Origin of the sequence: Anaeromyxobacter soli (assembly GCF_022808855.1) — a bacterium.
Taxonomy (GTDB): domain Bacteria; phylum Myxococcota; class Myxococcia; order Myxococcales; family Anaeromyxobacteraceae; genus Anaeromyxobacter; species Anaeromyxobacter soli.
The window spans coordinates 409373-435672 of the sequence record NZ_JAKZLF010000001.1 but is presented as its reverse complement, the minus strand read 5'-3'; the positions used below and the strand labels follow the sequence as shown (position 1 = coordinate 435672).

The following is a 26300-nucleotide window of genomic DNA, read 5'->3' as shown; positions in this document are numbered from 1 at the left end:
TCTTCTCGAGGAGATAGAAATGGCTAGACCGAAGATTGCATTGATTGGTGGCGGTCAGATCGGCGGCGTGCTGGCGCAGCTCGCCGCGCTGCGCGAGCTGGGCGACGTGGTCCTCTTCGACATCGTCGAGGGGCTGCCCCAGGGCAAGACGCTCGACATCGCCGAGGCGGCGCCGGTCGACGGCTTCGACGTGAGCCTCAAGGGCACGAACAGCTACGAGGACATCAAGGGCTCGAACGTCGTCATCGTGACGGCCGGCCTGCCGCGCAAGCCGGGCATGAGCCGCGACGACCTCATCGCCGTGAACTCGAAGATCATGACGTCGGTGGCCGAGGGCATCAAGCAGTACGCCCCGGACGCCTTCGTCATCGTGATCTCGAACCCGCTCGACGCGATGGTGACGCTCTGCCAGCGCATCACCGGGTTCCCGCACCACCGCGTGGTCGGCCAGGCCGGCGTGCTCGACTCGGCGCGCTTCGCGGCGTTCATCGCCTGGGAGCTCGGCGTCTCCGTGAAGGACGTCACGGCGGTCACGCTGGGCGGCCACGGCGACGACATGGTGCCGCTCGTCCGGTACACCAGCGTCTGCGGCATCCCGGTGATGGAGCTCCTCGAGCAGAAGTACGGCGCCGCCAAGGCCGCCGAGGTCATGGCCGCGATGGTGAAGCGGACCCGTGGCGCGGGCGGTGAGGTCGTCGCCCTGCTCAAGACGGGCAGCGCCTTCTACTCGCCGGCCTCCAGCGCCATCGCGATGGCCGAGTCGTTCCTCAAGGACCAGAAGCGGGTCCTCCCGACCTGCGCGTTCCTCAAGGGCGAGTTCGGCGTCGACGGGCTCTACGTCGGCGTTCCGGTCGTCATCGGCGCGGGCGGCGCCGAGCGCATCCTCCAGCTGAAGCTCAACGCGGAGGAGCAGGCGATGATGGACAAGTCGGTGAAGGCGGTCCGGGATCTCGTCGGCAGCATGAAGTAGCGCGCTCCCGCGACGAACGAAGCTCGAGGCCCCGGTCGCCGAAAGGCGGCCGGGGCCTCTTCGCTTCAGGCCGGGCCTGCGCGGGAGAGGGCAGGGCGGCTTCAGGGCGAGGTCGCGCCGGAGCTTGCCGCGCGCGGGGCGTCGGAGAGCCCCGCCTCCTCCGCGGAGATCCGGGCGAAGACCGACCAGTCGAGGTCGCCCCAGCCGCGCGCGAGCGCCGCCAGCATGCGATCGCGCACGAGGCTCGCGAGGGGGAGGGGGACCGCGAGCCGCTCGCCGGCCTCGAGCAGCAGCCGGTTGTCCTTGATGCCGAGCGGCAGGGCGAACCCCGGCGGCGAGAACCGCTCCTCCACGAGGAGGCTGCCGTACCCGCGGTAGACCGGCGCATCGAAGAGCGTGCCGAGCAGGACCTCCAGGAACTTGCGCCGATCGACGCCCCCCTTCGCGACGACGGCGGTCGCCTCCGCCAGCCCCTCGATGGCGGCGGTGATGAGGAAGTTCCCCGCGAGCTTCACGAGGTTCGCCTCGGGCGGGCGCGCGCCGACCACGAGCACCTGCCGGCCCATCGCCTCGAACAGCGGCCTGGCGAGGGTGATGTCTGCCTCGCGGCCCGCGGCGACGATGGACAGCTTCGCCGCCGCGGCGGCGTCGGGTCGGCCGAACACCGGCGCCGACACGAGCCGCCGGCCCGCCTCCTCGTGCCCGCGCAAAAGCCGCTCCGCCGTGGCGACGCCGATCGTGCTCATCGACACGTGGAGCCCGCCGCGGGGGAGCCCGGCGAGGAGTCCGTCCGGGCCGGAGACCACCGCCTCGAGCGCGCGGTCGTCGGAGACCATCGTGAGCACCACGCCGCCGCGGGCGGCCTCGGCGGGCGTGCCCGCGACGGTCGCCCCGTCGCCCGCGAGCGCCTCGGCGCGCGCGCGGGTCCTGTTCCAGACCGTCACGTGGTGACCGGCGCGCAGGAGGTTGCGCGCCATGGGCTGCCCCATCGAGCCCAGCCCGACGAATCCGACGTCCATGACATTGCCCCGGCGCTCACCCTAACCACCGGCACCGGCCCCGGCCCGCGCGACCCTGAGCGAAAGGCGCGTCGCCGGACGCTCGCCCGGAGGGATGGCGCCGGAGCGCCGCGCTACGGCCCGACCGTGCCCGCGCCGGCACGATCCGGGACGAGCCCGGCCCCGCGCGCCTCCTCCTCGAGGAACGCCCACAGCGCCGCGATGCGCGGGACGTCGCGCAAGGCGCGGTGCGCCACGAGCCAGAGCGCGCCCCCGCGCAGCGGCGGCAGCGAGCGCCGGAGCGCCGGCGCGAGCGGGATCTCCACGAGGCCGCAGACCTTCGCCGTGTGCGGATCGGACAGGAGGACCCCGGCGCCAGCGGCCGCGGCCGCGAGCTGCGCCCCCATGTGGCTGGTCCTGAGCACGATCGCCGCCGGCGGCACCCGCTGCGTGACGAGCTGGGCGGGCGGCAGGTGGCCGAGGTCGTCGCCCCAGGTGATCCAGCGGGCCTCGTCGAGCCGGCGCAGCACGCCCAGCTCGACCGCGTAGGCGGGGGCGCCGTACACGCCTCCCCGCGTCTCGCCGAGCTTCTTCACGACGAGGTCCCCCGACGCCGGGCGGGTCGTCCGCAGCGCCAGGTCGGCCTCGCGGCGGGTCAGGTCCGCGTACGTCACGCTCGCGTCGACGGAGAGCCGCAGGCGCGGGTGACGGCGCAGCAGCCGCGGCAGCGCGGGCGCGACGAGGAACTCCACGACGCCGGGCGGCGCGGTCAGCCGCACCTCGCCTTCCGCCAGCGCCTCGCGCCCCTGCGCGGCGAGCGCGAGCCCGGTGGCGGCCCGCTCCATCGCCTCCGCGTGTGGCCCCAGCTCCTCTGCGAGCGCGGTGGGGAGGACGCCGTCCGGCGTCCGATCGAACAGGTGGGCGCCCAGGGCCGCCTCGAGCGCGTCGAGCCGGCGCGAGGCGGTGGAGGCGTTCACGCCGAGGCGCGCGCCGGCGCCGGAGAAGGAGCGCGCCTGCAGGAGCGCGAGCAGGACCTGCGCGTTGTCCCAGCGGAGCCTTTGCATGGATGCAGAGGTAGCCCGCAGGACTGCGCGTTGCCATGCGTTCGCGCGGAGGTCAGATCGGAGACGAAAGGACCTCGAAAGGACCTCCACCCATGACGCTCCTCCGGAACCCCTCGCAGTCCCCCCTTCACGCCGACGGCCCCGTGGAGCTCGCCCCGCCCCCGCTGCACGTCGTCTTCGGCGCGGGCCAGATCGGTACGCGCCTCGCGATGGAGCTCCTCTCCCGCGGCCTGCGGGTCCGGATGGTGCGGCGTGGCCAGCCCGGTCGCGCGCTCCCTGGCGTGGAGTGGCGGCGCGCCGACGCCGCCGATCGCGAGGCCGCGACCGAGGCCGCCCGCGGCGCGGCGGTGGTCTACGACTGCGCCAACCCCGCGGACTACCACCGCTGGGACGAGGTGCTCCCCCCGCTGAAGCGCGGCGTGCGCGACGCCGCCGCCCGGGCCGGCGCGCGGCTCGTCGTGCTCGACTGCCTGTACATGTACGGTCGGCCGGACCGAGCGCCCTTCGACGAAGACACGCCCATGAACCCCTGCAGCCACAAGGGCGAGCTGCGGGCGATGCTGGCGCGCGAGCTCGTCGAGGCGCACGCGCGCGGCGAGGTCCGGGCGACGACCGGGCGCGCCTCCGACTACTTCGGGCCGGAGGTGCCGACGGCGCTCCTCGGCGCCCGGTTCGCCGAGCGGATCCTCGCGGGGAAGCCCATCGAGATGGGCGGCGACCCCGACCAGCCCCACGGATACAGCTACGGACCCGACGTGGCCCGGGGCCTCGCGGTGCTCGGAACGAGCCCGGCGGCGGACGGCCGGGTGTGGCACCTGCCGCTGGCCTGGACCGGCACCACGCGCGGCCTCGTCGAGGCGATCGGGGCGGCGCTGGGCCGGCGCGGCCGGGTGCGGGCAGTGCCGGACTGGGTCATGCGCGCAGCGGGCCTCGTGAGCCCCGTGCTCGGCGCCGCCGCCGAGATGACCTACCAGTGGAAGGTGCCCTACGTCATCGACGACCGGCGCTTCCGCGAGGCCTTCGGGGTCGAGCCGACCGCTCGAGAGCAGGCGGTGGCCGAGACCGCGAGCTGGATCCGCTCGCTCGCTGGCGCGAAAGCGGCCTGAGCGGCGACCGGGCGCGGCGCGCGCTATGCTGGAGGCCCGCCGCGCTTCCGAGCTCGCTCATGACCCTCGACGAGACCACGCGTTACCTGCACGACCACATCCCCCTCACGCGCCACCTCGGGGCCGTGGTCGAGGCGTACGACCGGACCTCCGTCCGCCTCGCGGCGCCGCTCGCGCCGAACCTGAACCACCGGAGCACCGCGTTCGGCGGCAGCCTCTCGGCGCTCGCCATCCTCGCGGGCTGGACGCTGCTGCACCTCGCCCTCCGCGAGCGCGGCATCGAGGCGCGCCTCGTCATCCAGCGCAGCGAGGTGGACTTCGACGAGCCCGTCGGCGGCGACTTCACCGCGACGGCGTCCCTGCCGGGCTACGCCGACTGGGAGCGCTTCCTCGCGACGCTCGCGCGGCGGCGGAAGGCGCGCGTGCGCGTCCGCGGCGCCATTCACTCGCAGTCGGGGGTCGGCGGTACGTACGAGGGGGTGTACGTGGCGGCGCGGCTCGACGGCGCTCCCGCCGCGTAGGCCGCCCGAGCGTCTCGCCGTCGGAGCCGGGAGGCTCAGGCGGCGAAGACCATCTCCTCCGCGGGGCAGGGCGCGAGGACCGCCTCGGTGCCCTTGTAGAGCGGCGTGAGGTCGGGGAAGGGCGCCGGGACGTGCGGGGCGGCGGGGTCGAAGGCGTGCCGCAGCGTCTCCTTGCCGTGCGCGAGCGCGGTGAAGACGAGGCCGTGTCCGAACGGAAGGTCGTAGGCGGGCAGCTCGACGACCGCCCCGTGCCAGATCGCCTCCTCGAGCGCGTCGAACGCAGCCTGGACGTCGGAGAGCTCGAAGCCCGCCGCGGACCGCTCGCGCGCGATCCGCCGCACGTAGGCGAGCAGCTCGCTCACGTCACGCGCGCGCACGGCGGCGGTCAGCCGGTGATAGAGCTCCTCGATGCGCCGCCGCGTCGCCTCGTCGCCGTCGCGCCCGTAGCGCTCGTTCTCCTCGGTCGCGTGCACAGCCTCGTCCACGATCGCGGGCTCGTACGCGATCAGCAGGTCCTCGACGTTCATGGCGACCGTTCTCCTCGGCGCGGGTCCACCCGCGACAGGCGCAACATAGCGACCAGCGCCCGATAAGGAAAAGTCATTCTGGCTATGGCGACGATAACCGCGACGCATGAGTCGCGCAGAGACTGCGCGACGCCGTGATTCCGACCCGAGCACGCAGGCCCGCAGTGTCATTCCAGCCGTACGGAGCGCGCCGACGTGGCTTGCGAAGCGGCGTCCCGGGGTGCGACTGTGGCGCCTCGCCACGCCCATGGAGAGCCGGTGAACGTACTCGTCCTGAACTGCGGCAGCACCTCGGTGAGGTTCGCCGTCGTCCACTCGTCGAACGGCCACGAGCACGTCTCGGGCACGGCGCAGCACCTGGGGACCCCTCAGGCGATGCTCGAGCTCCAGCACGAGGGGCGCAAGCGGTCGCGGCCTCTCGCCGGCGGCGACCACGAGGCGGCCCTGCGCGCGGTGGTGGACGTCCTGCGCGAGGTGGGGCTCGCCGACCGGATGCTCGGCATCGGACACCGGGTCGTGCATGGGGGGGCGAGGTTCTCGGGGTCGAGGTTCATCACCCCCGAGGTCGTCGCCAAGATCGAGGAGTGCGTCCACCTCGGACCTCTCCACAACCCGCCCAACCTGCTCGGCATCCGCCTCGCGCAGCAGCTCTTCCCGGGGGTGCCGCAGGTCGCGGTGTTCGACACCGCGTTCCACCAGACGATGCCGCCGCGCGCGTACCTCTACGCGGTCCCGTACGAGTGGTTCGAGCAGCACGAGGTGAGGCGCTACGGGTTCCACGGCACGAGCCACCACTACGTGTCGCTGCGAGCGGTGTCGCAGCTCGGCCTGGATCCGGACGACCACGCCATCGTCACCGCGCACCTCGGCAACGGCTGCTCGCTCGCGGCGGTCCGCAACGGCAAGAGCCTCGACACGACGATGGGGCTCACGCCGCTCGACGGCGTGGTCATGGACACGCGCAGCGGCTCCATCGACCCGTCGATCATCGCGCACATGAAGACGTCGCTCGGGTGCGACGCCGACCACGTGATGGACGAGCTGAACAAGAGCTCCGGCCTGCTCGGCCTCTCGGGGCTCAGCGCGGACATGCTGACCCTGCAGCGCGCCGCCGAGGGCGGGCACGCCCGCGCAGCGCTCGCCATCGACAAGTTCTGCCACTCCGTCGCGAAGGCGGCGGCGGGGATGACCGTGGCGCTCGGCCGGCTCGATGCGCTCGTCTTCACGGGGGGCATCGGCGAGAACGCCGCGCAGGTGCGCGCCCAGGTGGTCGAGCTGCTCGGCTTCACCGGCCTCGTGCTCGACCCCGACGCGAACGCGTCCCATGGCAAGGCGCTGTGCGGCCGGATCACGCGGACCACGCGGCCCATGGCGGCCGTCGTCGCGACGAACGAGGAGCTCATGATCGCGATGGACACCGCCGAGGTCATCGAGCGGACGCAGGCCTCCGGCGGACGCCGGGCGAGCTGACGTCCCCGGCGCGCCGGGAGCTCCGGAGGGTGCGCGCCGGTGGGTCCGGGTGGGATCGCGTGCGCTCCGCGCGCGGAGCCGTTTGCTCGCCGAGCCCGGACCGGCTCGGCTACGATGCACGGGCGGTCGAAAGCAACCGTCCGTGCGCGGAACGCCCGACGCGTTGAGCCGCGCATCCCCTGGGAGAGAACATGAACGTCACGTGTCGCGGCGCCGCCGCCCTCGCGCTCTGCACGCTCGTCGCCTGCAGCAGCAGCGACAGCAAGCCCGCCCCCGTCGTCCCGGGGAACCAGCCGCCGATCGCGCAGGCCGGCTTCGATCGCTCGGTCGGCAAGAACGCCGTCGTCACGCTCGACGGCTCGGCGAGCGTGGACCCCGAGGGGTTCCCGATCGCGCACCTCTGGACGATGGTCTCGCGGCCGGCGGGGAGCAGCGCGCGCCTGCAGAGCCCCACCTCCGACGTCACCCAGTTCACGGCGGACGTCCCGGGCGCGTACGTCGTGCGCCTGCAGGTCTCGGACGGCGTGAACCCGCCCGTGAACGACGAGGTGACCATTACCTGCGAGAACCAGGCGCCGGTCGCCAGCGCCGGCGCGGACCGCGAGGGCAGCCGCGGCCTCGAGCTGTCGCTCTCAGGCTCGGCGAGCTACGACCCCGACGGCGATCCCCTCGTCCTCGGGTGGACCCTCGTGACGCGGCCGATCGGCAGCGCGGCCGCCCTGTCCGCCCAGGCCGCCGCCACCACCTCGCTCACCCCCGACGTCTTCGGTACCTACGTGGTCCGGCTGACGGTGAGCGACGGCGTGGTGTCCTCCTTCGACGACGTGACCATCACGGTGCGCAACCACGCCCCCGTGGCGAACGCCGGCCCGGACCTGGAGTCGAACGAAGACGCCACGCTGGCCCTCTCCGCCGCGGCCTCGTCAGACCCGGACGGCGACACGTTCACCTGCGCCTGGACCCTCACCGCGCGCCCGACCGGCAGCGCCGCCGTGCTCTCCGATCCGACCGCGTGCGCCCCGACCGTCACCTTCGACGCGGAGGGCGTCTACGCCTTCTCGCTCCTCGTGAGCGACGGCTCGCTCCAGAGCGTGGCCGCCGACGCCGTCCAGGTCACGGTGCACAAGAAGGTCTGGCTGCTGGGCCACTCGGTCGTGGACGCCGAGTACTCGCGGCCGCTCGATCGGGTGGTGACGGTGGGCACCACGCCCAACCGCCTCTACGTCGCCGATCCGGTCGCAGGGACCGAGCAGTCCGTGGATCTCTCGCTCGCGCCCACCTCGGTGAGCGTCTCGCCGGACGGGCTCCACGCCGCCGTCGGCCACAACGGCTACGTCTCGTACGTGCGGCTCTCCCCCGCGCCGCTCGCGGTGGAGAAGGTCATCCCCACCACCTCGGACGTCCTCGACGTGGTGCTCGCGGGGAACGGCTTCGTCTACGCCTTCCCGCGCGTCGATCAGTGGGTCGAGATCCACTGCCTGAACGTCTCGACCGGAGCCGAGACGCTGAGCTCGAGCTGGTCCATCCGTGCCGGCACCAAGGCGAAGCTGCACCCCGGGGGAACGTTCATCTACGGCGCCGACAACGGCCTCTCCCCCGCGGACATCGAGAAGTACGACATCGCCGCGGGCACCGCGAAGTACCTCTACGACTCGCCGTACCACGGCGACTACGCCATGTGCGGCGACCTCTGGATCTCCGAGGACGGGCTGCGGATCTTCACCGCCTGCGGGAACACCTTCCACTCGAACACGACGACCGGCTCGACGTCGGGCGCGGACATGACCTACGCCGGCGCGCTGGAGGCCACCACGCGCGTGCGCTGGGTGGACCACTCGCTCGCCGCGGGCCAGGTCCTCGCCATCCCCGCCGTCGACTCGTGGACGTATCCTCCGCAGCCGGCGGGCGATACGGAGCTCCGCGTCTTCGGCGACGACTTCCTCGCGAGGCAGGACACCGTCGCGTTCCCGCGCGTCGGCGTGGGCGGCAAGGGCTTCCTCGCGCACGGCCGGTTCGCGTTCTTCTCCAGGGACGGCACCCGGCGCTTCGTCCTCTTCGAGGTGGACGCCAGCTCGGGGCTGCTCGCGCCGTACGGCGTCGTCGCGTACTGACGCGCCCGCTCGCCCGGGACGGCCTCGTCCAGCTTCAGCGGACGGGGCCGTCGCCGGCCGGGTACCGGAACTCCATCGGCACCTTCACGTCCGGGTGGAGGCTCCGCGCCACCGGGCAGGTGCGCGCGATCTCCTCGAGCCGCGCCCGCTCCTCGGGGCGCGCCTCCCGAGGCATGTCGATGACGAGCACGAGCTCGCCGATGCGCCGCGGCGGGGGCGTCATGCGCTTCTCCACCGCGGCGCGGGCGTCGCCCCACGCGAGCCCCTCGCGCTTTGCCACGAGCGCCATCGTGCTGAGGGCGCACGCGGCGAGCGCCGCGCCCACGAGGTCCGTCGGCGAGAAGCTCGAGCCGTCGCCGCCGTTGTCGCGGGGCGGCACGGTGGTGAGGCTCGAGCCGGAAGGGCCGTGGGCGAGCTGGCAGGTGAGGCCCTGGATCGCTGCGGTCATCGGTACGCCGGACATGGGCGCTCCTCGGTAGGAAGCCTGGAAACAGAAGGCGAGTCTAACCGGCGCGAGCGCCGCGCGCGGCGGGGTTTCCCCGCTCGAGGTCGCCGGTGTATGGCAGAGGGATGCTCGACGCCCGCGTCCTCGCGTTCACCGGCATCGCCGCGCTCGTCACCCTCACCCCGGGCGCCGACACCCTGCTCGTCGTCCGCAGCGCGCTCGTCCGCGGGCGCCGCGCCGGCATGCTCACGGTGCTGGGCGTCTGCGCCGGCCTGTTCGTTCACGCGACCCTCTCCGCGCTCGGGCTCTCCGTGATCCTCGTGCGCTCGGCGAGGGCCTTCGAGCTCGTGAAGCTCGCCGGCGCCGCCTACCTCGTCTTCCTGGGGCTCCAGGCGATCTGGAGCGCCGTGCGCGGCGTCCCCGCGGCGGCGCCCGGCCTCGAGCCCGTCGGCGCCCACCGCGCCTTCGTCGAGGGGATGCTCAACAACGTCCTCAACCCCAAGGTCGCGGTCTTCTACCTCGCGTTCCTGCCCCAGTTCATCGGCCCGGGCGACCCGGTGCTGGCGAAGTCGATCCTCCTCGCCGGCATCCACTTCACGGAAGGGATGATCTGGCTGTCGCTCGTCACCCTGTTCGTCGGCCGCATGCGCGGCGCGCTCGCGCACCCGAGGGCGACCCGCGCCCTGGAGAGCCTCACCGGGCTCGTGCTCATCGGGTTCGGCGTGCGTCTGGCCATGGCTCGGCGCTGAGCGCGCGCGCCTCCGCCGCCCCCGCCGGCCCCTCGCTCGCGAGGACGAGCGCCTCGAGCCAGCGCAGCACCGTCGCCACGCGCGCGGTGGATCGCAGCTCGGGGTGTGTCACCGCCCAGATCTCGTTCGCCGGGGGCCGGAGGGAGGGCAGCACCGGCGCGAACGCCGGGTCGTCCCGCACCGTGCTCACCGTGAGGAGCGCGATGCCAGCGCCCGCGGCGCAGGCGGCGTGCATCATGGTGGTCGTGCTGGCGCGGACGGCGACGCGCGCGCCGGCCGCGGTCTGGCGCACCCAGGCCTGCGTGCGCATCCGGTCGAAGTCCTGGTCATAAAGGATGAGATCGTGCCGCGCGAGGTCGCGCGGGTGGCGCGGCGTGCCGCGCCGGGCGAGGTAGGCGGGCGCGGCGAAGAAGGCGTAGCGCTCGAGCCCGAGGCGGCGCGCCACGAGCGATCGCTCCCGCGGGCGGAAGAGGCGGACCGCGACGTCCGCCTCGCCGCGGGTGAGATCCAGGGCGCGGACGTCGGCCCGGATCTCGATGGTGAGGCCGGGGTGGGCCTCGAGGAAGGCCGGCAGCGCGGGCGCGAGGACGAAGGAGGCGAAGCCGTCGCCGGTCGTGACGCGCACCGAGCCCGTCGGGCGCGAGTCGGCGCCGGAGAGCGCGCGCTCCGCCTCGAGGAGCTCCGCCTCGACGCGTTCCGCGTAGGGCAGGAGCCGCTGCGCGGCGGCGCTCGGCGCGAGCCCCTCCGGCGTCCGCGTGAAGAGGCGCGCCCCGACGGCGGCCTCCATGGCCGAGAGGCGCCGGCCGACGGTGGTGGAGGCGGTGCGCAGCACGCGCGCGGCGCCGGCGTGGCTGCGCGCGCGGTGCACGGCGAGGAAGATGCGGAGGTCGTCCCAGGCGAACATGAGCCCATCCTGTCCAAAGCCGTGCATCCGTGCACGCCCGGAGTGCACAAACGTGCAGATACGCCGCCAGTCGGGGAGAGCAAGATCAGGCTCGACGGGGAAGGGAGATCCGCCCCGGAAGCGAGGAAGGCGTCATGTTCGGAGCTTGGCCGTTCGGGTGGAGCGTTCGAGAGACGGGGAGCCGGGAGCTTCCGGCGGAGGCGACCACGCGGGTGCGCCCGGGCCGCCGCGGGGTGGTGCTGCGCGCCGAGGCGGGGCTCGTCCACGTCACGCAGTCCGGCGATCTCGAGGACCACGTCCTCGCGGCCGGCGAGGAGCTCAGGCTCCCGGCCGGCGGGCTGGTCGTGGCCTTCGCGCTCGCTCCTTCGCGCCTCGCGGTCCGCGAGCCGCGGCGGGAGCGGTCCGTGACCATCCCGTGCCCTGCTATCCTCCCGGCCTCCCACCAGCGAGGGTGAACCGCGTGCTCGAGATCGTCATCGGCAACAAGAACTACTCGTCCTGGTCGATGCGGGGCTGGCTCGCGCTCGAGCTGACGGGGGCGCCGTACCGGGAGCTGCTCGTCCCGCTCGACCGGCCCGACACGGCGCGGCGGATCCGCGAGATCTCGCCGGCCGGCCGCGTGCCGGTGCTCCGCGACGAGGGGCTCCTCGTCTGGGACTCGCTCGCCATCTGCGAGTACCTCGCCGAGAAGTTCCCCGCGGCGGGGCTCTGGCCCGCGGAGCCGGGCGCGCGGGCGGTGGCGCGAGCGGTGTCCGCCGAGATGCACTCGGGCTTCCAGGCGCTGCGCTCGAGCCTGCCGATGAACCTCCGGCTCCGGCGGACGATCGCGTCGCCGGCGGAGGACGTGCTCGCCGACGTTTCCCGCGTCCGCGCGATCTGGCGCGAGCTCCGCGCCGGCGCGCGGGGCGGCGAGTTCCTGTTCGGCGGGTTCGGCATCGCCGACGTCATGTTCGCCCCGGTCGTCGGGCGCTTCCGCACCTACGGCATCGCGCTGGACGGGCCGGAGGCCGAGTACGCCGAGGCGGTCTGGCGCCACCCCGCGGTGGTGAAGTGGGTCGCGGGCGCCGCGGCCGAGCAGGACGCCATCCCGAAGTACGACCTGGCCTGACGCTGGGCCGGATCGATCCCGAGGTGCGGCCGGGCGAATCGCCCGGGCGGCGGCCGTCTGCCCGCCGCGCGAGGACGAGGTGACCAGGATGCGGCGGCTCCATCACGGTTGGTACGTCTTCGGCGCGACGTTCGGCGTGCTCCTCGTCGCCGCCGCCATCCGCGCGACGCCCGGCGTGGTGATCGTGCCGCTCGAGCACGACCTCGGGTGGTCGCGCGCGACGATCTCCGGCGCGATCGGCGTGAACCTCCTGCTGTACGGCCTCATGGGCCCGTTCACCGCCGCGATCGCCGAGCGGATCGGCCTCCGCCGGACCATGGCCGTCGCGATGACGCTCCTCGCGGGCGCCCTCCTGCTCGCCACGGAGATGCGGGCGGCGTGGCAGCTCGTGGTCCTGTGGGGCGTCCTGGTCGGCGTCGGCTCGGGGATGGCGGCCACCGTGCTCGGCGCGGTCGTGGTGGCGCGCTGGTTCCACGCCCGCCGCGGGCTCGTGATGGGGGCGCTGACCGCCAGCACCGCCACCGGGCAGCTCCTGTTCCTGCCGCTCCTCGCCCACCTGACGGAGGCGGAGGGGTGGCGCTGGGCCGTCCGCGCCGTGGCGGTCGCCGCCCTGGCGATGGTGCCGCTCGTCCTCGCCGTGGTGCGCGAGTCGCCCGCCGCGGTGGGGCTCCTGCCCGTCGGCGCGACGGAGGCGCCGCCGCCCCCCTCGCGGCGTGGCAACCCCGCGGTGCTCGCGGTCACCACGCTCGGCCGGGCGATGCGGCACCGCGACTTCTGGCTGCTCGCCGCGACGTTCTTCGTCTGCGGCGCGAGCACGAACGGCCTCGTCGGCACGCACCTCATCCCCGCCTGCCTCGACCACGGGATCCCCGAGGTCCGCGCGGCGAGCCTGCTCGCGACGATGGGGCTCTTCGATCTCGTGGGCACCACCGCCTCGGGCTGGCTCACGGACAGGTGGGACAGCAGGCGCCTCTTGTTCACCTACTACGCGCTGCGCGGGCTCTCGCTCGTCTTCCTCCCCGGCGCGCTCCACCACGGCGACGGGCTCGGCCTGTTCAGCGTGTTCTACGGGCTCGACTGGATCGCGACGGTGCCGCCGACCGTGAGGCTCGCGACCGACGCGTTCGGCAAGGACGACGCGCCCATCGTGTACGGCTGGGTGTTCGCGTCCCACCAGGTGGGCGCCGCGCTGGCCGCGCTGGGCGCCGGCCTCGTCCGGACGGAGCTCGGCGACTACCGCCTGGCGTTCCTCGCCTCCGGCGCGATCTGCATGGCCGCCGCGCTGCTGGCGCTCGCGATCGGGCGCGGCCGCGCCCGGCCCGAGGTCGAGCTCTCCCCCGTGCGCACGGCGTGACCGAAGCGGCCCGGCCGCCCGCCGCCGACCGCCCGCGGCCGCCTCGTCCGGCTCGACGCGCCGGGCCGGGCGTCCGGCGTCCCGCGACCGATTGACAAGCGCGCCCCACGCGGGCTACCACCCCGCGCCGAGGTCCAGGGGCGCGCCCCGCTCGCCCCCCACCGAGACCTCGTGTGCGTCCGGCGCGGAGGGTCCGCGCAACTCCGACTCCAGGGAACCGCGCGATGAAGACCCCCATGAAGCTCCTCGCCCTCACGCTGACCCTCGCCGCGCTGCCCGCCCAGGCCCGCACCTTCGAGGAGATCAAGGCGTCGGGGACGATGGTCGTCGCCTCGGAGGGCGCGTTCCCTCCTTTCAACTTCTTCCGCGGGCCGACCCTCACCGGCTTCGAGATCGACGTCGCGGAGGCCCTCGCGAAGAAGCTGGGCGTCGCGATCGAGTGGCGGGCCCTGTCGTTCGACGCGCTGCTCGCCGGGCTCCGGCAGGATCGCTGGGACATGGTGATCGCCTCGTTCGGCGTGAGCGAGGAGCGCGCCAAGGCGGTCACGTTCACCGATCCGCACTACTGCTCGGGCGGCGTCATCGTCGCGAAGGACCCCGCGATCCGCACGGTGAAGGATCTCGCCGGGAAGGTCGTCGCCGTGCAGACCGGCACGACCTACCTCGCGCACGTCCAGAAGATCCCCGGCCTCAAGGAGGTCAAGAACTTCCCCAAGGACACCGACGCCCGCTCCGCGCTCGCGGCCGGGCGGGTCGACGCATGGGTGACCGATCGCTTCGTGGCCAAGGCGGCGGTCGAGTCCGCCGGCGGCGCGGGGCTGAAGATCGGCGACTTCGTCTTCGTGGAGCGCATCGCCATGGCCGTGAAGAAGGGCAACGGCTCGCTCCAGGCGGCGCTGAACAAGGCCCTCGCGGACATCATGGCCGACGGGACGTACGAGAAGATCTCCAGGAAGTATCTGAACGAGGACGTCCGCTGCCGGTGAGCCGGCGTCGCTCCGACGGCACCGCCCTCGAGCCGGTCCCATGAACGTCGCACTCGGCGTCTGGCCCGCGCGCTGGACGCGCCAGCAGCGCAGCACCGCGACCATCGCCGCGTCGGCGGTGGTGCTCGTGCTGTTCATGTGGGGCGTGGCGAAGCCGCTCTCGTGGATGCCGGACCCCGTCGGCCCGGTCGCCGACGAGTTCGCGAGCGGCACGCGCGTCACCGTCTGGCTGACGCTCGCCTCCGGCCTCGCCGGGATCGCCATCGGCGTCCTCACCGCCGTGGCGAAGCTCGCGCCGTTCCCGCCGATCCGCTGGGCGGCCGACCTGTACGTCTGGGCCGTGCGCGGCACGCCGCTCCTCGTGCAGGTGCTGTTCGTGTACTTCGCGCTGCCGGCGATCGTCCCGGGCCTCCAGCTCTCCGACTTCACCTCGGCGGTGGTCGCGCTGGCGGTGAACGTCGGCGCCTACAACGCGGAGGCGATCCGCGCCGGCATCGTCGCGGTGCCGAAGGGGCAGACCGAGGCCGCCCGCGCGCTGGGCCTGTCCCCCTTGCAGACCTTCCGCGACGTGGTCTTCCCCCAGGCGTTCAAGATCGCGCTCCCGCCGCTCGTGAACAACGTGGTGGCCCTGCTCAAGGACTCGTCGCTCGCCTACGTGATCGGGGTGGTGGAGCTCTCGAACGTGGGCAACCGGCTCCAGGCCGCCACCTTCGAGCCGGTGCCGACGCTCGCCACGACCGCCACGATCTACCTCGTCCTCACCACCGTGCTCACCCGGATCTCCGGGGCGATCGAGCAGCGGCTCGACCTCGAGCAGCGGCGCTGAGCGGCAGGACGGACCTCATGTCGCTCGTACACTCCGCTCCTTCGCTCGCCACCGACCGGCCGCCGCTCATCGTCGCCGAGGGCGTGAACAAGCACTTCGGCCCGGCTCACGTGCTGCGCGGCGTGACGACGCGCTTCTTCGAGGGCGAGGTGGCCGTGATCATCGGCGCCTCCGGCTCCGGCAAGTCCACCTTCCTCCGGACGCTGAACCGCCTCGAGAAGCACGACTCCGGGCGCATCGTGGTGGACGGGATCGAGCTCGACGACAACGTCCGCAACCTCGACGCCATCCGCCGCGAGGTCGGCATGGTGTTCCAGCAGTTCAACCTGTTCCCGCACCTCACGGCGCTCGAGAACGTGGCGCTCGCGCCGCGGCGGGTCCGGGGCACGCCGCGCGCCGAGGCGACCCGCGCCGCGCTCGAGCTGCTCACGCGCGTCGGCCTCGCCGACCACGTCCACAAGTACCCCTTCCAGCTCTCCGGCGGCCAGCAGCAGCGCGTGGCCATCGCCCGCGCGCTCGCGATGAACCCGAAGGTGCTGCTCTTCGACGAGCCGACGAGCGCGCTCGATCCCGAGATGATCAACGAGGTCCTCGACGTGATGAAGGACCTGGCGCGGTCCGGCATGACGATGATCGTCGTCACGCACGAGATGCGGTTCGCGCGCGAGGTCGGGGACCGGATCCTCTTCTTCGACCACGGGGAGCTCCTGCAGGACGCCCCCGCGGACGAGTTCTTCGAGCGCCAGCGCAACGACCGGATCCGGGCGTTCCTGGGCCAGATATCTCACTGACAGTGACATCTCCACTCGGGCGCTTCGCCCGCGAGCGGGAGCTTTCGCAGAGGACACGGATGAGCACGCGCAACACGATCTTCGGCATCTCCCTCCTGACCCTGCTGCTCGGCGGCGCCGCCCGCGCCGAGGAGGCGGCCCGGCCGGACGACGTCCAGGCCCTGCGGGCCGAGGTGAAGCGGCTCGCGGAGGAGCTCGAGGCCCTGAAGGCGAGGGCGGCCGCGCCCACGCCCGCCTCCTACACCCCGCCGCCCGCCCCGGCGGCGGAGCAGGTGGCCGCGCTCGCGGAGCGCGTGGACGTGGTCGAGATCCAGCAGAAGGACGCGGTGGTCGCGGGGGACGTCCCCGGCTCGTTCCGGGTGCCCGGCACGGAGCTCTCGCTCCGGCTGTACGGGTTCGCGGAGCTGAACTGGGTGCACGCGTTCGGCCCCGACAACTCGGACATCGACTACGCGACCTTCGCTCCGTACCTGCCGCTCGAGGGGACGGCCGCGGGGCGGCGCACGAACCGGGACTACCTCACCGCCCGCACCTCCCGGCTCGGCATCGACGCGGCCACGCCGACGCGGTACGGCGTCCTCGGCGTCAAGATCGAGGGCGACTTCAACAACGAGCCGCGCACCGGGAACACCGCCCAGTACGGCGCGCCGGAGAACCTCTTCACCCAGCAGCAGACGAGCAGCTACGGCTTCCGGGTCCGCCACCTCTACGGCGTCTTCGGCGGCCTCCTCGTCGGCCAGACGTGGTCCACGTTCATGGACGTGGACAACTACCCGGAGACCGTCGACTACAACGGCCCCACGGGCGCCACCTTCATCCGCCAGCCGGTCATCCGCTACACCTACGCGACGCAGTCGGCCGGCGGCTTCACCGTCGCGCTCGAGAACTCCTCGAGCTACGTGCTCGACTCCCGCGCCGGCCCCGCCGACAGCCCGAACCCGGACTACGGCCTCCCCATCCCCACGAGCCTCTCGCGCGTGCCGGACGTGGTGGTCCGCTGGGACAAGGGGTTCCAGTGGGGCGCGCTCGGCGCCCGCGCGATGACGCAGGAGCTCCGCTTCGACGACGGCGACGGCACGAAGGCCGCGGCGCGCGGCTGGGGCGCGGCGGCGAGCGCCTCGTTCAAGGTGCGCGGCTCCGACTGGCTCGCGCTGCAGGTCACGGGCGGCGACGGCATCGGCCGCTACCTCAACTACATCGAGGGGGCCCTCTACGACGCGGCGGCCGGCCGGATCCGGACCGAGCGCGCCGTCGGCGTCATCGCCGGCTACCAGCTCAAGCCCGCGGGCTGGGTGCGCGTGAACTTCGTCTACGGCGCTACGCGGGACCTCGACGGCTCCTACACCGACGTGGCGAAGGCGACCGGCCTCGACGGCGGCCGGTACGGCGTGAACCGCTCGGTGCAGCAGCTCCACGTCGGCCCGATCTTCACGCCGGTGAAGGGCGTGGACGTCGGCGTGGAGGGCATCTGGGCGCAGCGGAGGACGCTCGCCGGCGAGCGGGGCGAGGATCAGCGCCTCGACTTCTCGGTGAAGTACTACGTGAACTGACGCGCGGTCCCGCGCGCCTTGCCCGCCATGAGCCGGCGTGCAACCCTGCGCGGGTCCTCATCCCGGCGGTACCCAACCGAGACCCGAGCAGCGGCGTCTCGACTTCGGCAGGAGGCAACAACATGCGCACCCTCGGTCTCGTCCTCGGCGCCCTCGCGCTCGTCTCGCTCGGCGCCTGCCAGAAGAAGTCCTCGACGCCCACCACCGTCAAGATCGGCGTGTTCGAGCCGATGACCGGCGCGAACGCGGCCGGCGGGGCGATGGAGGTGGAGGGGATCAAGCTCGCGAACGAGATGTTCCCCACCGTGAAGGTCGGCGACAAGGAGCTCAAGATCGAGCTCGTCGTCTCGGACAACAAGTCCGACAAGGTCGAGGCGGCCAACGCCGCCCAGCGGCTGGTCGATCAGGACAAGGTCGCCGCCGTCCTGGGCTCGTGGGGCTCGTCGCTGTCCATGGCGGCCGGCCCGATCGTCAAGGACAAGAAGGTACCCGCCATCGCGCTCTCCGCGACGAACCCGCTCGTCACGAAGGGCAACGAGTACTACTTCCGCGTCTGCTTCATCGACCCGTTCCAGGGCACGGTGATGGCGAACTACGCCTTCAAGGACCTCAAGGCCAAGAAGGCGGTCATCATCCGCGAGGTCTCGAACGACTACTCGGTGGGCCTCGCCCGGTTCTTCTCCGACAGCTTCAAGAAGCTCACCGGCGACGAGGGCGCGATCCTCTCGGAGCTCAACTACAACACGAACGACCAGGACTTCACGGCCCAGCTCACCACCGCGAAGTCCATGAACCCCGACGTGATCTTCGCCCCGGGCAACTACACGGAGAGCGCGCTCGTCATCAAGCAGGCGCGCGAGCTCGGGATCACCGCGCCCTTCCTCGGCGGCGACACCTGGGAGACCCCCGAGTTCGTGGACGTCGGCAAGCAGGCGGTCGAGGGCGCGGTGTTCTCGACGTTCTTCGCGACCGAGGTGCCCATCACCGAGACCAGCAAGACGTTCCTCGACGCGTACCGCAAGCAGTACAACAAGGAGCCCGCCGCGGTGACCGCGCTCGGCTTCGACGGCTACCTCGTGGTGCGCTCGGCCATCGAGAAGGCGGGCAGCCTCGACGGCGTGAAGATCCGCGACGCGCTCGCCGCCACGCAGCGCTTCCCGGGCGCGGCCGGCCACATCACGTTCGACCAGAACCGCGACGCCACGAAGAGCGCGGTCATCAAGGTCGTCAAGGGCGGGAAGTTCACCTACCTGACCACGGTTCAGCCGTAGGGCCAGGAGCTCATCGCGGCGGCCGGGGGGCGGGTGCAGCCCCCCGCGCCCGCCGCAGAGGCCCCGAGGCGTCATGACACTCGCGCTCTTCCTGCAGCACCTGGCGAATGCCCTGTCCCTGGGCAGCCTCTACGCCCTCATCGCCATCGGCTACACGATGGTGTACGGCATCCTGCGGCTCATCAACTTCGCCCACGGCGACGTCTTCATGCTGGGCGCCTACCTGGCGTTCTACGCCGTGGCGACGTTCCTCCTTCCCTGGTGGGCGGCCTTCCTCCTCGCCATCCTGGTCACCGCGCTCTTCGGCGTGGTGCTCGAGCGCGTCGCGTACCGCCCGCTGCGGGACTCCCCGCGCATCTCGGTGATGATCAGCGCCATCGGCGCCTCGTTCCTCATCGAGAACGTCGGCATCGTGGTGTTCGGCGGCCGCCCCAAGGGCGTCCTGGTCCCCGACGTCATGAACGTCAAGCTCGGGCTGGGCGGTGTCTCGGTCATGTCGGTGAGCGTCGTCATCCCGGTCCTCACCTTCGTGGTGCTGGCGATCCTCCTCTGGGTCGTGCACCGGACGAAGACCGGGATGGCGATGCGCGCCGTCTCGACCGATCTCGACGCCGCGCGCCTGCAGGCGATCGACGTGAACCGCATCATCTCGTTCACGTTCGGCGCCGGCTCGCTGCTCGCCGCGGTCGGCGGCATCATGTGGTCCTACAAGTACCCGCAGCTGAACCCGCTCATGGGCACGATGCCGGGCCTCAAGTGCTTCATCGCGGCGGTCATCGGCGGGATCGGCAGCATCCAGGGGGCGGTGCTGGGCGGCTTCCTGCTCGGCGGGATCGAGCTCCTCACCGTCGCGTTCCTGCCGACGCTCACCGGCTACCGCGACGCGTTCGCGTTCGTGCTCCTCATCGTCGTCCTCCTGGTGAAGCCCTCGGGCCTCCTCGGCGGGCGCCACGTCGAGAAGGTGTGACGCCATGAAGCCGAAGCGCACGCACCTCTACACGCTCGCGGCCGTCGCCGCCTTCGCCGTGTTCCTCGGCGTCGCCGACGCCACCTTCGACGCCTTCGCCCTGCGCGTCCTCGACCTGTGCGGCATCTACGTCGTGCTGGCGCTCTCCCTGAACCTCGTGAACGGGTTCACCGGCCTCTTCTCGCTGGGCCACGCGGGCTTCATGGCGGTCGGCGCCTACACGAGCGCCCTGCTCACGATGACCGCCGAGCAGAAGGAGATGAACTTCTTCCTCGAGCCCATCGCGCCGTGGCTCGCGCACCTCTCGATCCCCTTCATCCCGGCGCTCGTGGTGGCGGGGCTCGTCGCGGCGGGGCTCGGGTTCGTCATCGCGGCGCCGGCGCTGCGCCTCCGGGACGACTACCTCGCCATCGCCACCCTCGGCTTCGCCGAGATCATCCGCGTCGTCCTCACCAACGCGCAGCCGATCACGAACGGCGCCCTGGGGCTCAAGGGGCTGCCCAAGTTCGCCGGGACCTGGGAGGTCTGGGGCTGCGCCGCGCTGTCCGTCCTCTTCATGATCCTCCTCACGCGCTCGGCCTACGGGCGGGCGCTCAAGGCGGTGCGGGACGACGAGATCGCCGCCGGGGCGATGGGCGTGAACGTGTTCCGCACGAAGGTGGTGAGCTTCACCGTCTCGAGCTTCATGGCGGGAGTCGGCGGCGCGCTCCTCGGCCACCTGCTCACCACCATCGACCCGAAGATGTTCACGTTCATGCTGACGTTCAACATCCTGCTCGTGGTCGTGCTCGGCGGGATGGCCTCCATCACCGGCTCGGTGATCGCCTCCATCGCGGTGACGATCCTCATGGAGGCGCTCCGCTTCCTGGACGGCCCCCTCGACCTCGGCGTCTTCCAGCTCGACGCGCGCCCGGGCCTGCGCATGGTGGTGTTCTCGGCGCTGCTGATGGCGGTCGTGATCTTCCGGCAGCGCGGGCTCATGGGCAGCCGCGAGTTCTCGTGGGCGATGCTGTCGAGGGCGAGGCTGCCGTGGCGGAGGAGCGGGCCGGCCGGCACCGACGGGGGGACGCATGGCGTTGCTTAGCACCGAGCGCGTCACCATGCGGTTCGGCGGCCTCACCGCCGTCTCCCGCCTCGAGGTCCGCATCGAGAAGGACGAGATCGTCGGCCTCATCGGGCCGAACGGCGCCGGGAAGACCACCGCCTTCAACGTGATCACCGGGATGAACACGCCCACGGAGGGGAGGGTGCTCTTCGCCGGCGAGGACATCACCGGCATGCCGCGCCACGAGATCGCCAGGCGCGGGGTCGCGCGGACGTTCCAGAACATCCGGCTCTTCAAGGAGATGTCGGTCCTCGAGAACGTCCTCGTCGGCTGCCACCTGCGGCTCCGCCCCAACGTCTTCGAGGCGACGCTCCACCTGCCGGGCTATCGCCGCCGGGACGCCGAGGCCCGCGCGTTCGCCCTCGACCTGCTGCGCGAGGTGGGCCTCGAGTCGAACGCGGACGAGCTCGCCACGAGCCTCCCCTACGGGAAGCAGCGGCGCCTCGAGATCGTGCGCGCCCTCGCGACGCGGCCGACGATGCTGCTGCTCGACGAGCCCGCGGCCGGCATGAACCCGCAGGAGTCCCTCGAGCTCATGCACTTCATCCGGCGGATCCGCGATCAGTTCGGCCTGACCATCCTCCTCATCGAGCACCACATGCAGGTGGTGATGGGGGTCTGCCACCGCATCTACGTCCTCGAGTACGGGCAGACGATCGCCCAGGGCGATCCGGCCGCGATCCAGAACGACCCCAAGGTCATCGAAGCGTACCTGGGAGCCCAGTGATGCTGAAGGTCGAGCAGCTCTCCGCTCATTACGGCGGCATCCACGCGCTCCAGGGCATCGCGCTCGACGTGCCCGACGGCTCCATCGTGAGCCTCATCGGCGCGAACGGCGCGGGCAAGAGCACCACCCTCAAGTCCATCGTCGGGCTCGTGAAGCCGTCGCGCGGGACCGTCACCTGGAACGGCGAGGTGCTCACCGGGCTCCCCACCAAGGACATCGTGTCCCGCGGCGTGTGCCTCGTCCCCGAGGGCCGCCACGTCTTCCCGAACCTCACGGTGGACGAGAACCTGACGCTCGGCGCCTACTCGCGGTCCGACAAGCCGGGCATCGCCGCCGACCGCGAGAAGGTGTTCGGGCTGTTTCCGCGCCTGAAGGAGCGGGTGAGCCAGAAGGCCGGCACGCTCTCCGGCGGCGAGCAGCAGATGCTCGCGGTGGGGCGCGCGCTCATGACCCGTCCCCGGCTCCTGATGATGGACGAGCCGTCGCTCGGCCTCGCCCCGCTCATCGTGAAGATGATCTTCGACATCGTGAAGGCCATCAACGCGGAGGGGGTCACCGTGTTGCTCGTCGAGCAGAACGCGAAGGCGGCGCTCGAGATTGCCGACTACGGCTACGTCCTCGAGACGGGCCGCATCACCTTCCACGGGCCGGGCAAGGACCTCCTGAAGGACGATCGCGTGCGCCACGCGTACCTCGGCGAGGCGCACGCGTGAGGTGGCTCGCGGCCTGCGCCCCCGCGCGCGGGATCCGCTTCACTCGCTGACGTCTCGCCATCGGCGCCGGCGCGCCGCTGGGCTACATTGCCGGGCCATGCGCTTCCTCCGCGATCTCTCGGCGTCCGCCGTCGTGGCGGGCTTCGTCACGGTCCTCGTCGGCTACACCAGCTCCGCGGTGATCGTGTTCCAGGCGGCGAGGGCCTGCGGGGCCGGCCCCGCGGAGATCGCCTCCTGGATGTGGGCGCTCGGGCTGGGGATGGGGCTCACCTGCATCGGCCTGTCGCTGCGCTACCGCGTGCCGGTGGTCACCGCCTGGTCCACGCCCGGGGCGGCGCTCCTCGCGACCAGCGCGGCCGGCCTGCCGATGTCGGCCGCCGTCGGCGCCTTCCTCGTCTGCGGGGCGCTCCTGCTCCTCTTCGGCGTCACCGGCTGGTTCGAGCGCGGCATGTCGCGCATCCCGATGCCGATCGCCGCCGGGATGCTGGCCGGGGTCCTGCTCCGGTTCGGGATGGACACCTTCGTGGCGATGAGGACGCAGCTCGGCCTCGCGCTCGCCATGGTCGCGGCCTACCTCGTCGGCCGCAGGCTCTGGCCCCGCTACGCGGTGGTGGGCGTGCTCGCGGTGGGCGTCGCCGTGGCGGCGGCCCTGGGGCTGCTCGGGCTGTCGGGCGTGCACCTCGAGCTCACGCGCCCGGTGCTCACGGCGCCGACCTTCAGCACGAGCGCCCTCGTCGGCGTGGCGATCCCGCTCTTCGTCGTCACCATGGCCTCGCAGAACGTGACGGGGGTCGCCGTGATGCGCGCGGCCGGGTACGGCGACACGCCGGTGTCGCCCCTCATCGGCTGGACCGGCGCGACCACCGTCCTCCTCGCGCCCTTCGGCGGCTACACGTTCAACCTCGCCGCGATCACGGCGGCCCTCTGCATGGGGCACGAGGCTCACCCGGACAAGGACCGGCGCTACGTGGCCGCCGTGGCCGCCGGCGGCTTCTACCTGCTCACCGGCCTCTTCGGCGCCACGGTGGGCGCCGTGTTCGCGGCGTTCCCGAAGGAGCTCGTGATGGCGGTGGCGGGGCTCGCGCTCGTGAACACGATCGGCGCTGGACTCGCGGCGGCGGTGCGTGACGAGTCGGATCGGGAGCCGGCCCTCCTCACGTTCCTCGTCACCGCCTCCGGGGTCTCGCTGTTCGGGATCGGGTCGGCCTTCTGGGGGCTCGTGGCCGGCGTGATCGCGCTCCTCGCGCTCCGCCGTTAGCCGAGCGGAGCCGCGCGCGGAGCCCCCCGGCGTTATCCGCTTGACCGGACGCACGTCCGTCATTTAGGAAGACGGGGTCGCATCGACGCGCGGCCCCGGCCGCCCAGGAGAGGAACTCATGAAGCGCACCATCCGCACCCTCGCCGCCGCCGTGCTCGCGCTCTGCGCGCTGGGCGCCCGCCCCGCTGCGGCGGGGCAGGTCATCAAGCTCGGCGTGGAGAACGGGCCTCACGCCGAGATCGCCGAGCTGGTGAAGACGCTCGTCGCGAAGGACGGCATCGAGCTCAAGGTCATCGAGCTCTCGGACTACGCCCAGCAGAACCCGGCGCTCGACCAGGGCGACCTGGACGCCAACTCGTTCCAGCACCAGCCGTACCTCGACGAGCAGGTGAAGGCGCGCGGCTACAAGCTCGTCGGCGTGGCGAAGAGCGTGGTCTTCCCGATGGGCGTGTACTCCCGCAAGATCAAGTCGCTCGCGGAGCTGCCCCAGGGCGCCAAGATCGCCATCCCCAACGATCCGTCGAACGGAGGCCGGGCGCTCCTGCTCCTGCAGGCGAACGGGGTCCTGAAGCTCCGCCCCGGCAGCGGCATCACCCCGACGGCGATCGACATCGTCGAGAACAAGAAGAACGTGAAGATCGTGGAGGCGGACGCCGCCCAGCTCCCGAACTTCCTCCCCGACGTGTCCGCCGCCGTCATCAACACGAACTACGCGATCCAGGGGAAGCTCGACCCGGCCAAGGACGCCATCGCCCGCGAGGCGAAGGACTCGCCGTACGTGAACCTCCTCGTCGTGCGGCAGGCGGACAAGGACAAGCCGTGGGTGAAGAAGCTCGTCGCCGCCTACCACTCGGCGGAGGTGCGCAAGCTCATCGACACGAAGTGGCCGGGCGTCGTGGTCCCGGGCTGGTAGGGCCGAGCGGAGCGTCGCCGGCGGAGCCGAGGCCCGTCCCCTGGGTTTGGGGCGGGCCTCTCTTCGTCGAAGGCGCCCGAACCGCCTCCGCCCCGCGGCGCCTAGGCGTTCGGCCGCGAGCGCACGAGCCGCTTGTTGAGCCGCTGCGCCACGCGATCACCGACCGACTGGACCCCCTGCACGAGCACGATGAGGACGACCACCACCGCGAGCATGACCTCCGGCAGGAAGCGCTGGTAGCCGTAGCGGATGCCGAGGTCGCCGAGCCCGCCGCCGCCGACGGCGCCGGCCATGGCCGAGTAGCTGATCAGGTTCACGACCGTGATGGTGAGGGCCGCGACGAGGCCGGGGAGCGCCTCCGGGACGAGGACCTTCGTCACGATCTGCATCGGCGAGGCCCCCATGGCCTGCGCGGCCTCGATGAGGCCGGGGTCCACCTCGCGGAGCGCCGCCTCGGCGAGCCGGGCCACGAACGGGATGGCCGCGATCGTCAGCGGCACGATGGCCGCCGCCGTGCCGATGGAGGTGCCGACGAGGAGCCGCGTGAACGGGATGATGGCCACGAGCAGGATGATGAACGGCGTCGAGCGGCCGGCGTTCACCACCGCGCCCAGCACCCGGTTCAGCAGGGGGTGCTCCCGGATGTGGCCGGGGCTCGTGGCGACCAGGACGACGCCCAGCGGCACGCCGACGAGCGCCGCCAGGGTGGACGACACGGCCACCATGAGCAGGGTCTCGAGGAACGCGTCAAGCAACAGCCCGAGCATCGCCGGCGACATGGCCGAGCACCTCCACCTTCAGGTCCTTGCTGCGGATGAACTCGAGGGAGGCCGCGACGTCCTCGGCGCGCCCGATCGCCTCGACGATGATGTTCCCGTACGGCTCACCCTGGATGTAGTCGACCTGCGCCTGCAGGATGTTGAGCAGGATCCCGAACCGGCGGACGACCTCGGCCATCACGGGCGTGTTCGCCGACGGCCCGCGGAAGACGATCCGGAGCACCGGGTTGCCGCCGGCCTCGGGCGGCGCCGCCAGGCGCGCGACGAGGTTCGCCGGGAGGGCCCGGTCCACGAGGTCGCGGACGAAGCGCCGGGTCACCTCGGCGGTCGGCGAGGTGAAGACGTCGAAGACGGGGCCGAGCTCCACGATCTCGCCGTGCTCCAGCACCGCCACCCGGTCGCAGATCTCCTTGATGACCGGCATCTCGTGCGTGATGAGGACGATGGTGAGCCCGAGCTTCCGGTTGATGTCGCGGAGCAGGGTGAGGATCGCCTGCGTGGTCTCGGGGTCGAGCGCCGAGGTGGCCTCGTCGCAGAGCAGCACCGACGGCTCCGAGGCGAGCGCCCGCGCGATGCCGACCCGCTGCTTCTCCCCGCCGGACAGCTCGGCGGGGTAGCGGCCGTGCTTGCCCGCGAGCCCGACCAGCTCCAGGAGCGGCGCCGCGGCGGCGCGCGCGTCCGCGCGCGAGCGGCCGGCGAGCTCGAGGGGGAGGGCGACGTTGTCGAGGGCGGTCCGCGAGGAGAGCAGGTTGAAGTGCTGGAAGATCATCCCGATCGCGTGGCGCGCCTCGCGCAGGGCCCGGCCTCGGAGCGCGGTGATCTCCCGGCCCTCGACCACCACGCGACCCGACGTGGGCCGCTCGAGGAGGTTGATGCAGCGGACGAGCGTACTCTTGCCGGCGCCGCTGCGGCCGATGACGCCGAACACCTCGCCCCTGGGGATGGCGAGGGAGACGCCCTTGAGGACGTGGACGGGGCCGCCCTCGGCGTGGAAGGTCTTCGTGAGGTCTCGGAGCTCGATCATCGTGCTTCGCGGGGGGCTGGACGCGGGGTGTCCGTTATACTGGAGGAGCCCCCGCGGCGCGAG

At 72.4% G+C, this 26300-nt stretch carries 27 protein-coding genes; 20 read left to right on the top strand and 7 right to left on the bottom strand.

Annotated features, from left to right (window positions below; genetic code table 11):
* Nucleotides 1-19: 19 nt before the first annotated feature.
* Nucleotides 20-970: a malate dehydrogenase gene (mdh, locus tag MLV88_RS01900; protein ID WP_242333790.1), complete on the top strand. Its 951-nt coding sequence runs from the start codon at nt 20-22 to the stop codon at nt 968-970.
* Nucleotides 971-1071: 101 nt separating this feature from the next.
* Here mdh and MLV88_RS01895 read toward each other — a convergent pair whose 3' ends face one another.
* Nucleotides 1072-1989 (bottom strand): NAD(P)-dependent oxidoreductase, encoded by a 918-nt coding sequence (locus tag MLV88_RS01895; RefSeq protein ID WP_242333787.1) that lies wholly within the window; start codon nt 1987-1989, stop codon nt 1072-1074.
* Nucleotides 1990-2102: 113 nt separating this feature from the next.
* Nucleotides 2103-3032: a LysR family transcriptional regulator gene (locus tag MLV88_RS01890; protein WP_242333784.1), complete on the bottom strand. Its 930-nt coding sequence runs from the start codon at nt 3030-3032 to the stop codon at nt 2103-2105.
* Between the two features lie 92 nt (nt 3033-3124).
* Here MLV88_RS01890 and MLV88_RS01885 point away from each other — a divergent pair, with 92 nt between their 5' ends.
* Nucleotides 3125-4138 carry an NAD-dependent epimerase/dehydratase family protein gene (locus tag MLV88_RS01885; RefSeq protein WP_242333781.1) on the top strand — a complete coding sequence of 338 codons (1014 nt, stop codon included), beginning with the start codon at nt 3125-3127 and terminating at the stop codon, nt 4136-4138.
* Between the two features lie 59 nt (nt 4139-4197).
* A complete protein-coding gene (locus MLV88_RS01880) occupies nt 4198-4659 on the top strand; it encodes a YiiD C-terminal domain-containing protein (protein ID WP_243336663.1) in 462 nt (153 codons plus the stop codon).
* 35 nt (nt 4660-4694) lie between these two features.
* On the opposite strand, the gene MLV88_RS01875 is transcribed toward MLV88_RS01880, so the two are convergent.
* A complete protein-coding gene (locus MLV88_RS01875; protein WP_242333775.1) occupies nt 4695-5186 on the bottom strand; it encodes an RsbRD N-terminal domain-containing protein in 492 nt (163 codons plus the stop codon).
* Between the two features lie 258 nt (nt 5187-5444).
* Here MLV88_RS01875 and MLV88_RS01870 point away from each other — a divergent pair, with 258 nt between their 5' ends.
* Nucleotides 5445-6656 carry an acetate/propionate family kinase gene (locus MLV88_RS01870; RefSeq protein ID WP_242333772.1) on the top strand — a complete coding sequence of 404 codons (1212 nt, stop codon included), beginning with the start codon at nt 5445-5447 and terminating at the stop codon, nt 6654-6656.
* A 191-nt stretch (nt 6657-6847) separates the two neighbouring features.
* Nucleotides 6848-8767: a PKD domain-containing protein gene (locus MLV88_RS01865; protein ID WP_242333769.1), complete on the top strand. Its 1920-nt coding sequence runs from the start codon at nt 6848-6850 to the stop codon at nt 8765-8767.
* Nucleotides 8768-8801: 34 nt separating this feature from the next.
* Here MLV88_RS01865 and MLV88_RS01860 read toward each other — a convergent pair whose 3' ends face one another.
* On the bottom strand, nt 8802-9230 hold the full coding sequence (locus MLV88_RS01860; RefSeq protein ID WP_242333767.1) for an OsmC family protein: 429 nt from the start codon (nt 9228-9230) through the stop codon (nt 8802-8804).
* Nucleotides 9231-9337: 107 nt separating this feature from the next.
* On the opposite strand from MLV88_RS01860, the gene MLV88_RS01855 reads away from it, so the two are divergent.
* Nucleotides 9338-9961 carry a LysE family translocator gene (locus MLV88_RS01855; protein ID WP_242333764.1) on the top strand — a complete coding sequence of 208 codons (624 nt, stop codon included), beginning with the start codon at nt 9338-9340 and terminating at the stop codon, nt 9959-9961.
* Here the strand turns inward: MLV88_RS01855 and MLV88_RS01850 are convergent.
* On the bottom strand, nt 9921-10865 hold the full coding sequence (locus MLV88_RS01850; RefSeq protein ID WP_242353503.1) for a LysR family transcriptional regulator: 945 nt from the start codon (nt 10863-10865) through the stop codon (nt 9921-9923). The genes MLV88_RS01855 and MLV88_RS01850 overlap by 41 nt on opposite strands.
* A 134-nt stretch (nt 10866-10999) precedes the next feature.
* Between MLV88_RS01850 and MLV88_RS01845 the strand changes: the two genes are divergently transcribed.
* The 14 genes from MLV88_RS01845 (at nt 11000) to MLV88_RS01780 (ending at nt 24434) form a co-directional block, all read left to right on the top strand.
* On the top strand, nt 11000-11320 hold the full coding sequence (locus MLV88_RS01845) for a DUF2917 domain-containing protein (protein WP_242333758.1): 321 nt from the start codon (nt 11000-11002) through the stop codon (nt 11318-11320).
* Nucleotides 11321-11325: 5 nt separating this feature from the next.
* Nucleotides 11326-11973 (top strand): glutathione S-transferase, encoded by a 648-nt coding sequence (locus MLV88_RS01840; protein ID WP_242333755.1) that lies wholly within the window; start codon nt 11326-11328, stop codon nt 11971-11973.
* An 88-nt stretch (nt 11974-12061) separates the two neighbouring features.
* Nucleotides 12062-13327 carry an MFS transporter gene (locus MLV88_RS01835; RefSeq protein ID WP_242333752.1) on the top strand — a complete coding sequence of 422 codons (1266 nt, stop codon included), beginning with the start codon at nt 12062-12064 and terminating at the stop codon, nt 13325-13327.
* A 236-nt stretch (nt 13328-13563) separates the two neighbouring features.
* Nucleotides 13564-14313, top strand: coding sequence for an ABC transporter substrate-binding protein (locus tag MLV88_RS01830; RefSeq protein WP_242370598.1), 750 nt, complete (start codon nt 13564-13566; stop codon nt 14311-14313).
* Between the two features lie 40 nt (nt 14314-14353).
* A complete protein-coding gene (locus MLV88_RS01825) occupies nt 14354-15139 on the top strand; it encodes an amino acid ABC transporter permease (protein WP_242333746.1) in 786 nt (261 codons plus the stop codon).
* Between the two features lie 17 nt (nt 15140-15156).
* Complete coding sequence (locus MLV88_RS01820; protein WP_242333744.1) at nt 15157-15930, top strand: amino acid ABC transporter ATP-binding protein; 774 nt, start codon at nt 15157-15159, stop codon at nt 15928-15930.
* Between the two features lie 59 nt (nt 15931-15989).
* On the top strand, nt 15990-17480 hold the full coding sequence (locus MLV88_RS01815) for a DcaP family trimeric outer membrane transporter (protein WP_242333741.1): 1491 nt from the start codon (nt 15990-15992) through the stop codon (nt 17478-17480).
* 122 nt (nt 17481-17602) lie between these two features.
* Nucleotides 17603-18751: an ABC transporter substrate-binding protein gene (locus MLV88_RS01810; protein WP_242360018.1), complete on the top strand. Its 1149-nt coding sequence runs from the start codon at nt 17603-17605 to the stop codon at nt 18749-18751.
* A 73-nt stretch (nt 18752-18824) separates the two neighbouring features.
* Entirely contained in the window at nt 18825-19718 is an 894-nt protein-coding gene (locus tag MLV88_RS01805; protein WP_242333735.1) for a branched-chain amino acid ABC transporter permease, read from the top strand.
* A 4-nt stretch (nt 19719-19722) separates the two neighbouring features.
* A complete protein-coding gene (locus tag MLV88_RS01800; RefSeq protein ID WP_242360019.1) occupies nt 19723-20802 on the top strand; it encodes a branched-chain amino acid ABC transporter permease in 1080 nt (359 codons plus the stop codon).
* Complete coding sequence (locus MLV88_RS01795; protein ID WP_242333729.1) at nt 20789-21550, top strand: ABC transporter ATP-binding protein; 762 nt, start codon at nt 20789-20791, stop codon at nt 21548-21550. Before MLV88_RS01800 ends, MLV88_RS01795 begins: the two co-directional genes overlap by 14 nt.
* Nucleotides 21550-22263, top strand: coding sequence for an ABC transporter ATP-binding protein (locus MLV88_RS01790; RefSeq protein WP_242333726.1), 714 nt, complete (start codon nt 21550-21552; stop codon nt 22261-22263). Before MLV88_RS01795 ends, MLV88_RS01790 begins: the two co-directional genes overlap by 1 nt.
* A gap of 97 nt (nt 22264-22360) precedes the next feature.
* On the top strand, nt 22361-23521 hold the full coding sequence (locus MLV88_RS01785) for a benzoate/H(+) symporter BenE family transporter (RefSeq protein ID WP_242360020.1): 1161 nt from the start codon (nt 22361-22363) through the stop codon (nt 23519-23521).
* A 118-nt stretch (nt 23522-23639) separates the two neighbouring features.
* A complete protein-coding gene (locus tag MLV88_RS01780) occupies nt 23640-24434 on the top strand; it encodes a MetQ/NlpA family ABC transporter substrate-binding protein (protein WP_242360021.1) in 795 nt (264 codons plus the stop codon).
* Between the two features lie 101 nt (nt 24435-24535).
* Here MLV88_RS01780 and MLV88_RS01775 read toward each other — a convergent pair whose 3' ends face one another.
* Both MLV88_RS01775 and MLV88_RS01770 read right to left on the bottom strand, forming a co-directional pair.
* Complete coding sequence (locus tag MLV88_RS01775) at nt 24536-25213, bottom strand: methionine ABC transporter permease (RefSeq protein ID WP_242333717.1); 678 nt, start codon at nt 25211-25213, stop codon at nt 24536-24538.
* Nucleotides 25182-26237, bottom strand: coding sequence for a methionine ABC transporter ATP-binding protein (locus MLV88_RS01770; RefSeq protein ID WP_242333714.1), 1056 nt, complete (start codon nt 26235-26237; stop codon nt 25182-25184). Before MLV88_RS01770 ends, MLV88_RS01775 begins: the two co-directional genes overlap by 32 nt.
* Nucleotides 26238-26300 lie beyond the last annotated feature (63 nt).